We start from the raw sequence: 8,396 nt of genomic DNA, 5'->3' as shown, positions 1-8,396 counted from the left end.
CCCGCCACTGGCCGGCGCCGCCGCGAACGCGAGCGGGATCTTCGGGGCCCGAGTGGTCAGCCTGGTCCTGGCCCTCGCCACCACCGTCCTCGCCTACTCACTGACCCGCCGCCTCTTCAACGAGCGCGTGGCCATCTGCGGCGCCGCCGCGTACGCCGTCGTGCAGTCCACCGTGGTCGTCGGCTTCTACGCGGCCCCGGACGCCCTCGCGATCGCCCTGGTCGCGGTCAGCGCCTGGATCGTCGTCCGTACCGCCCGCGGCCCGGTGGCCCTGGTGCTGCTGGCCGCGCCGGTGGCGGCCCTGGCGGTCGCCGCGGAGTACGCCGCGGTGGTCGCCCTGCCGGCCGTGCTCGCCCTCGCGGTGATCTCCGCCTCGGCCCGGAAGGGCCGCGGCCCGGCCGCCCTGCGGGCACTGCTCCTGGCCGTCGGCATCGTCGGGCTGCTGCTGCCGTTCGGCCTGCTGGACGACATCGCGGCCTGGTCGCCCACGCAGGGCCACGAGGCCCGGTCGGCCGGGTCGGTCCTGCTCTCCGCGGCCCGGTGGAGCGGCCTGTTCACGCTGCTCGCCTGCGCCGGGGCGGCCGCCTACGTGCGGCGCGAGCGGATGTACGAGTCGCCCGAGGACGACGAGATCACGGCCACCCGGCTTCGCCGCGCCGCGCTGAGCGCCGTCCTGTGCGGGACGGCCCTGCTGATCCCGGTCCTGTACGCCTGCCTGGGCACCCCGGGCGTGATGTTCCGGCACCTCGGGTTCGGCATGCTCTTCGCCGCGCCGCTGGCCGGCGTGGGCATCACCAGGCTGGTCGGCGCGCACTTCCGCAACCCCCAGCTGGGCATCCTGGTGTGGGTGGTGCTGCTCGCCCTCGGGCTGGAGCAGGCGTCCCTGCGGTACCAGGACGGTCCCGACTCCGGCCGGCTGCTCAGCGTGCTGCGCCTGCACGCCCAGCCGCACGGCCGCTACCTCACCGAGGTCGAGGGACTGCCGGAGTACTACCTGGGGAGCGTCAGCAAACCCGACCAGTGGTTCTCGGCCCGCCGGGGCACCGAGTACCAGGACCGGGCCGGCGTGGTGCACCGCGGCGACGACGGCACCGTCACCGCCGTCCGGGACGGCTGGTTCAACCTGGTCGTCCTCGACAGCACCGCTCCGAGCGCCATGAACCGGGCTCTCGCGGACGCTCTCGGGGCCGGCGGGCACTACCGCCTGATCGCTCAGTTCAGCTCCCCGACCGGCGATTCCGGCACGTACAAAGTGTTCCTCAGATACTGAGCGCAACGGGCCCGCAACCCGGGCTCGGCGACACGCCGCCACTACATATGGGGCCGTCATACTCAGTCGCCACTAGATGTATGCTCGTCCCTGCTGTCGACGCAGGGGAACCCGGTGGGAATCCGGGACTGCCCCGCAGCGGTGTGCGGGCGGCTCCAGCCGAGCCCGCGAGTCCGAGTACCTGCCGACGGTGTGCCGGTCGCCCTCCCCGCAGAGGCCTTCAGCACCAGTAGTACTTCCGGGCCTCGCGGGCGGGCCGGGGATGACACCGTCGCGCGACGCCGTCCGGCTGCCGCGCCGTGCTCCCCTGCCCCGAACGGCCCGGTGATTCGATCCACCGCCGCCGATCGCCGCCAGGAGAGAGCGCCTTGACCACCGCTGCCTCAGCCACCCTGCCCGCCCAGGTGTCCAGCTCCGCCACCGCCGACCCGACGGTCTCCGACCCGGGCGGCGCTCTGCTGCGGGTGCTGACCGACCGCAGCGCCGACCTCCCGCAGGTGGACCCCGGCCATGTCGCCGCCGCCGCGCTGCGCGGCCGCCACGCCGGTTCGGACTTCGCCGAGCTGCGCGGGCTGGCCGTGGACGCCGCAGCGTCGATGATCGCCGAGGACCCGCAGTACTCGAAGCTCGCCGCCCGGCTGCTCGCGATGGAGATCGTCGACGAGGCCGCGACCCAGGGCGTGGTCTCCTTCTCCACCTCGATCGCGGTGGGCCACGCCGAGGGCCTGATCGGCGACACCACCGCCGCCCTCGTCGCCAAGCACGCCGACGTCCTCGACGGGCTGATCGACCCGCAGGGCGACGACCGCTTCGAGTACTTCGGCCTGCGCACCGTGCAGTCCCGCTACCTGCTGCGCCACCCGATCACCCGCAAGGTCGTCGAGACCCCGCAGCACTTCCTGCTCCGCGTCGCCTGTGGCCTGGCGGTCGGCGACGACGAGCAGTCGGTGCGCGAGGTGGCCGAGCTGTACCGCCTGATGAGCCGGCTGGAGTACCTGACCTCCTCCCCGACCCTGTTCAACTCGGGCACCCGGCACCCGCAGATGTCGAGCTGCTACCTGCTGGACTCCCCGCTCGACAACCTGGACTCGATCTACTCGCGGTACGCCCAGATCGCCCGCCTCTCCAAGCACGCCGGCGGCATCGGCCTGTCCTACTCGCGGATCCGCTCGCGCGGCAGCCTGATCCGGGGCACCAACGGCAAGTCCAACGGCATCGTCCCGTTCCTGCGCACCCTCGACTCCTCGGTCGCCGCCGTCAACCAGGGTGGGCGCCGCAAGGGCGCGGCCTGCGTCTACCTGGAGACCTGGCACGCGGACATCGAGGAGTTCCTGGAGCTGCGCGACAACACCGGTGAGGAGGCGCGCCGGACCCACAACCTCAACCTGGCGCACTGGATCCCGGACGAGTTCATGCGCCGGGTCAACGCCAACGAGGACTGGTCGCTGTTCTCCCCGGCCGACGTGCCGGAGCTGGTCGACCTCTGGGGCGCGGACTTCGACGAGGCCTACCGCAAGGCCGAGCTGGCCGGCAAGGCCGTCCGCACCATCCCCGCGCAGACCCTCTACGCCCGGATGATGCGCACCCTCGCGCAGACCGGCAACGGCTGGATGACCTTCAAGGACGCCTCCAACCGCGCCGCCAACCAGACCGCGCTGCCGGGCCGGACGGTCCACTCGTCCAACCTCTGCACGGAGATCCTGGAGGTCACGGACGACTCCGAGACCGCCGTCTGCAACCTCGGCTCGGTCAACCTCGGCTCCCACGTGGCCGAGGGTGCGTCGGCCGCCGACCTGATCGGCGCGATGGACTGGGAGCGGCTGGACGCCACCGTGCGCACCGCCGTGACCTTCCTCGACCGCGTGGTGGACATCAACTTCTACCCGACCGTCGAGGCCGGGACGTCGAACTCGCGCTGGCGGCCGGTCGGCCTGGGCGTGATGGGCCTCCAGGACGTCTTCTTCAAGCTGCGGATCGACTTCGACTCCGCCGAGGCGAAGGTCCTCTCCACGCTGATCGCCGAGCGGATCATGCTCACCGCGTACGAGCGCTCCGCCGACCTGGCCGAGCAGCTGGGCCGCCACGAGGCGTACGGCGAGACCCGCGCCGCCCGCGGCGAGCTGCACATCGACCACTTCCCGTCGGCCGCCCCCCAGTGGGCCGACCGCTGGGCCGCGCTGCGCACCCGGATCGCCGAGACCGGCCTGCGCAACTCGCTGCTGCTGGCGATCGCGCCGACCGCCACGATCGCCTCGATCGCCGGCGTGTACGAGTGCATCGAGCCGCAGGTGTCCAACCTGTTCAAGCGCGAGACGCTGTCGGGTGAGTTCCTGCAGGTCAACCCGTACCTGGTGCGCGAGCTCAAGGAGCTGGGCGTCTGGGACCAGCAGACCCGCGACGCGCTGCGCGACGCCAACGGCTCGGTCCAGGAGCTCAACTGGCTGCCGGCCGAGGTCCGTTCGCTGTACCGGACGGCCTGGGAGCTGCCGCAGCGCGCGCTGATCGACCTGGCCGCGGCGCGCATGCCGTACCTCGACCAGAGCCAGTCGCTGAACCTCTTCATGGCCGCGCCGACCATCGGCAAGCTCAGCTCGATGTACGCGTACGCGTGGAAGGTCGGTCTGAAGACCACCTACTACCTGCGCTCGCGCCCGGCGACCCGGATCGCCCAGGCCGCGTCCGGCACCGCCCGCACCGCGGTGCCCGTGCCCACCCCGACCATGACCCAGGAGGAGCAGGACGCCATCGCCTGCTCCCTGGAGAACCCCGAGTCCTGCGAGGCCTGCCAGTGAGCACCACCGAAGACCGCAAGATGCTGCTCGACCCCGGGTTCGAGCTGACCCTGCGCCCGATGCGCTACCCGTCGTTCTACGACCGGTACCGGGACGCGATCAAGAACACCTGGACGGTGGAGGAGGTGGACCTGCACTCCGACGTCGCCGACCTCGCCAAGCTGAGCGAGGGCGAGCGGCACATGATCGGCCGGCTGGTCGCCTTCTTCGCGACCGGTGACTCGATCGTCGCGAACAACGTGGTGCTGAGCCTGTACAAGCACATCAACTCCCCGGAGGCGCGGCTCTACCTGAGCCGGCAGCTGTTCGAGGAGGCCGTGCACGTCCAGTTCTACCTGACGCTGCTCGACACCTATCTGCCCGACCCGGAGGACCGGGCGGCGGCGTTCGCGGCGGTGGAGAACATCCCGTCGATCGCCCAGAAGGCGAAGTTCTGCTTCAAGTACATGAACGCGGTCGACCACATCGAGTCGCTGCAGACGAAGGAGGACAGGCGGGCGTTCCTGCTCAACCTGATCTGCTTCGCCGCGTGTGTGGAGGGGCTGTTCTTCTACGGCGCCTTCGCGTACGTGTACTGGTTCCGGAGCCGGGGCCTGCTGCACGGTCTGGCGACCGGCACCAACTGGGTGTTCCGCGACGAGTCGATGCACATGGACTTCGCGTTCTCCGTGGTGGACACGGTTCGCGAGGAGGAGCCCGACCTCTTCGACGACGAGATGGCCAAGCAGGTGACGGAGATGCTGGAGGAGGCCGTCGAGGCCGAGCTCCAGTTCGCCCAGGACCTGTGCGGTGACGGCCTGCCCGGCATGAACACCGCGTCGATGCGGCAGTACCTGGAGGCCGTGGCCGACCAGCGCCTGGCCCGCCTCGGCCTGCCGATCCGGTACGGCTCCAGCAACCCGTTCGGCTTCATGGAGCTGCAGAACGTCCAGGAGCTGACGAACTTCTTCGAGCGCCGGGTGTCCGCGTACCAGGTCGCAGTCGAGGGCTCCGTCTCCTTCGACGACGACTTCTAAGTCACCGGACATGACAGAGGTGCCCCGCACGGCCACAGCCCGTGCGGGGCACCTCTGTTTGATCAGTCGGTCGGAAAGTCGCCGACCTTGACCCCGGCGAGGAACGAGGTCCAAGCCTCGGCCGGGAAGAGGAGGATCGCCCCGCCCGGATCCTTCGAGTCCCGGACGGGGACCACACTGCTGACACCGACCGCGATCTCCACACAGTTACTCTGCGCACCTGAGAACGACGACTTTCGCCAGACGAGATCAGCAGCGGTCACATCTGCCGGGATGCTACTCATCGCTGTGCCTTCCTTTCGCGATGCGCCTTATGAGCGCGACTGATTCCTTTCGGGGCAGAGACTCGGCCAACGCCCGCCGGAACAGGCTGGAGTACTTGAAGACCTCTCCCGGTTCCTCGATGTAGAGCGTGCTGAGGAGGCTGTCCACGTACACGACGTCCGTCTCAGTGCTCTCGGGGAAGCTCAGGATGACAAGTGGGCCGAACAGCGCGGCATGAACATCCGAATCCTCAGGCAACACCTGGATGTTGATGTTGGGCCGATCTGCCACGGCGACCAGGTATTCGAGCTGCTCTCGCATGACCGCCCGGCCACCGATCTGGTGCTTCAGCACCGACTCCGACAGCACAGCCCAGAGGCGGAGGGGAGACTCGCGGTTCAGCACTGCTCGCCGTTCCAGCCGAACCTTCGTCAGCTGTTCGACCTGCTCGGCACTGGCATCCTCTATCTGCGCGCGTACGACGGCTCGGGTGTAGTCCTCCGTCTGCAGCAGACCCGGGACGAGGAAGGTCTCGACGCTGTAGGCATCCGAGGCATCAGCCTCCAGCGAGATGTAGTCGGCATAGAGCGGCGATAGCGCGTCCGAATACCTATCCCACCAGCCTCGCAGGCGCCCATCGCGCGACAGATCCTCCAACCGGCTACGCGCCGCCTGGTCCGTCACGCCGTAGAGGTCAAGTAGCAGCCGTAGATCCACCAGCCTGATTCCGGACTGCGCAGCCTCGATCCGACTGATCTTGCTCTCGGCGCAGGCCAGGTGCTTGGCCGACTGAGCCATCGTCATCCGCGCAGCAACCCGCAACTCCTTGAGCGTTCGGGCGAGCCGTCGCTGTCGAACCGTCGGATTCCTGTTCACGGGCACGCGTCGACCTCCCAGCGGTGTGTGCGTTGCCAGTCTGCCGCTCTCCGCCCCCGACAACAATCTTTGATCACTTCCAAAGTCGAGACTTGCACTCCAGAAGAAGCGAGGAGCATGCTACTCAACGTAGTCCGCCAAGCGACACAACGTGATCATGGCGACTCACTACCCGGGCATTCCCATGCCTTCTTCAGCGCTTTCACCCCGCACCACTCGGAGGTGGCCCTGCCATGCCTGAAACCGTCTCCCCCTCCCACACCGCCCCTACCGAACACGCCTGCTGGCTGCCCCGGCACCTGAGGTCCGCCGGTGCGGCCCGGCGCGAACTCCGCCGCTTCCTCGCCGACCACCCCGGCGCCGAAGGCCTGCTCCCCACCGGCGAGTTGCTGCTCTCCGAGCTGGTCACCAACTCCCTCCAGCACGCCCGCACGCCGCGCGGACGCCTGATCCAGATCCGGTTCAGGCTCACGGACGACCTGCTCCGCATCGAGGTGCACGACGCCGACAGTGCCGAGCCCGCCCTCCGCGACCCCGCGGACTCCGACGAGGCCGGCCGAGGCCTGCTCCTCGTCCACGAGTTGGCCGCTCAGTGGGGCTGTTGCCCCCGCAACGGAGGCGTCGGCAAGTTCGTCTGGTGCCACGTCGTTCCCGAAACGGCCGCCGCGTGAGCGCCGTCCGGGCCGGGATCACCGGCATCATGCTGCCCGCCGTCTTCCCGAGCCTCGACCACGCGCTCCCCGTCCTCTGGGACCACGTCCGAACGCGACCGGTCCGCGAGGCCCACCGCGACTTCATCCGCGTCTGCATCGGCCCTGGCCGCGGCGACGGCGTCGCCCGCTGCCTCGACCGCGCCGGCCTCTGGAGCACCACCCTCTACGTCGGCACCCTCACCCGCTGGACCGCCCACCCCATCACCATCACCACCCATCACCCCTGAACTCCGCTGCTCCTGCCCGGCCTGAGCGCCGGGCAGGAGCAGCCACAGACCCGCCAGGCCGATTTCTCGTTCTCGAAAGATCGAGTTCTTGACGCTGCACCCGGAGACTCGGGAACATCGAACGAGAAGCCAAGGGGAGGAAGCAGCGTTGAAGCTGACCGAACTAGACAGCTCCTGTGACAACGGGCCATGCCCGACGATCTACGCCACTGACACCGGGGAACTGGTCGTACAGGGTTTCAGGGTGGACGACCCGGAAGCGCTGGCCATGATGCGGCTCCCCGACACCGAGACCGCCGTACGCATCCCGATTGATCTCCTGGTGAGGGTTGCCCGTGACCATCTCTCCTGACGCCTTCGGCCGACTCTTCGACGACTTCCAGCAGGAAGCGTTCCGACTGGAGACACTGGACGACTACAGCAAGTCCGGCAATGTGGACGCCTATCAGGCATTCCTGGCCGGAGAATCTCAGCCTCCCGGCTACAACGCCAGGTGGCTGGCGCAGGTCCGACGCAATACCGACGCCGGCCGCCGCATGTACCGGGTTCACATCCTGACCCGACCTCTCACCCGGTACCTCCAGTTCGAACTCGGCTGGGGATACCTGACGAACGCCACGGCCGGCGAGGAGTTCTTCATCCTCGACATCACGGAGAAGTCGAACCCGCTCGACGGCGTTCCCGACTTCTGGATGTTCGACGAGTCCGCAACCGTCTCCATGACCTACGACGACGAAGGTCGATTCCTCGGAGCGGAGGAGGAGCCCGACGTTCAGAAGTGGATTCACTGGCGAGACACGGCTCTGAGCCATGCCGAGCCGTTCGCCGACTGGTGGGAGCGGCACGGCAGCTAGTGAGAGGACACATCGGTAGCACGCTGCGGGAACTGCGGAAGGCCAGCGGGAAAGAGGCCAAAGCAGTCGCCCGCAGCGCTGCCATGTCCCCGTCCAAGTTGAGCCGCATCGAGACCGGAAAGCTGGCACCGACAGCGATGGATGTCGACCGCATCCTCGCGGCCATCGGGGTGTCCGACGAAGTTCGGGCCGGAATGGTGGAGACAGCCCGTCGAGAAGCTACCGAGGCCACGGCGTGGCGCCTGTACCGGCGTAGCGGATTCCACCTGCATCAGGACGCCATCCGCTCCGTTGAAGCCGAGACTGCGACTCAACGGGTCTTCCAACCGTCCTGTATCCCTGGCCTGTGCCAGACACCGGAGTACGTTCGGGCAATCCTCGGTA

Annotated in this window: 10 protein-coding genes and 1 riboswitch; of the genes, 8 read left to right on the top strand and 2 right to left on the bottom strand. The window is 68.7% G+C overall.

Features of this window, described 5'->3' with window-relative positions:
* The 3 genes from MCM47_RS33725 to MCM47_RS33715 form a co-directional block, all read left to right on the top strand.
* The coding region (locus MCM47_RS33725; protein ID WP_238950276.1) for a glycosyltransferase family 39 protein at window positions 1–1,270 on the top strand (1,270 nt) is incomplete at its 5' end.
* A 63-nt stretch (window positions 1,271–1,333) separates the two neighbouring features.
* Window positions 1,334–1,474: riboswitch (cobalamin riboswitch) on the top strand.
* Between the two features lie 200 nt (window positions 1,475–1,674).
* Window positions 1,675–4,062 carry a ribonucleoside-diphosphate reductase subunit alpha gene (locus tag MCM47_RS33720; protein WP_238950363.1) on the top strand — a complete coding sequence of 796 codons (2,388 nt, stop codon included), beginning with the start codon at window positions 1,675–1,677 and terminating at the stop codon, window positions 4,060–4,062.
* A 20-nt stretch (window positions 4,063–4,082) separates the two neighbouring features.
* Complete coding sequence (locus tag MCM47_RS33715) at window positions 4,083–5,078, top strand: ribonucleotide-diphosphate reductase subunit beta (RefSeq protein ID WP_238950361.1); 996 nt, start codon at window positions 4,083–4,085, stop codon at window positions 5,076–5,078.
* Between the two features lie 62 nt (window positions 5,079–5,140).
* On the opposite strand, the gene MCM47_RS33710 is transcribed toward MCM47_RS33715, so the two are convergent.
* On the bottom strand, window positions 5,141–5,362 hold the full coding sequence (locus tag MCM47_RS33710; protein WP_238950274.1) for a DUF397 domain-containing protein: 222 nt from the start codon (window positions 5,360–5,362) through the stop codon (window positions 5,141–5,143).
* Window positions 5,355–6,224 (bottom strand): helix-turn-helix transcriptional regulator, encoded by an 870-nt coding sequence (locus tag MCM47_RS33705; protein ID WP_238950272.1) that lies wholly within the window; start codon window positions 6,222–6,224, stop codon window positions 5,355–5,357. The genes MCM47_RS33710 and MCM47_RS33705 overlap by 8 nt, the downstream gene beginning before the upstream one ends.
* Window positions 6,225–6,451: 227 nt before the next feature.
* On the opposite strand from MCM47_RS33705, the gene MCM47_RS33700 reads away from it, so the two are divergent.
* The 5 genes from MCM47_RS33700 to MCM47_RS33680 form a co-directional block, all read left to right on the top strand.
* Complete coding sequence (locus MCM47_RS33700; RefSeq protein WP_238950270.1) at window positions 6,452–6,889, top strand: ATP-binding protein; 438 nt, start codon at window positions 6,452–6,454, stop codon at window positions 6,887–6,889.
* The gene (locus MCM47_RS33695) at window positions 6,886–7,158 is read left to right on the top strand and encodes a hypothetical protein (protein WP_238950268.1); all 273 of its coding nucleotides are present in this window, start codon (window positions 6,886–6,888) and stop codon (window positions 7,156–7,158) included. Before MCM47_RS33700 ends, MCM47_RS33695 begins: the two co-directional genes overlap by 4 nt.
* Window positions 7,159–7,306: 148 nt before the next feature.
* The gene (locus MCM47_RS33690; protein WP_238950266.1) at window positions 7,307–7,510 is read left to right on the top strand and encodes a hypothetical protein; all 204 of its coding nucleotides are present in this window, start codon (window positions 7,307–7,309) and stop codon (window positions 7,508–7,510) included.
* Window positions 7,494–8,012 (top strand): DUF6879 family protein, encoded by a 519-nt coding sequence (locus MCM47_RS33685; protein ID WP_238950264.1) that lies wholly within the window; start codon window positions 7,494–7,496, stop codon window positions 8,010–8,012. Before MCM47_RS33690 ends, MCM47_RS33685 begins: the two co-directional genes overlap by 17 nt.
* A gap of 23 nt (window positions 8,013–8,035) precedes the next feature.
* Window positions 8,036–8,396: Scr1 family TA system antitoxin-like transcriptional regulator (locus tag MCM47_RS33680; RefSeq protein WP_238950359.1), on the top strand; the 361-nt coding region annotated here is incomplete at its 3' end.

The organism is Kitasatospora sp. A2-31 (assembly GCF_022288725.1).
GTDB lineage: Bacteria > Actinomycetota > Actinomycetes > Streptomycetales > Streptomycetaceae > Kitasatospora.
The sequence above is the reverse complement of the archived record's forward strand: the minus strand, read 5'-3'. Positions and strand labels throughout refer to the sequence as shown.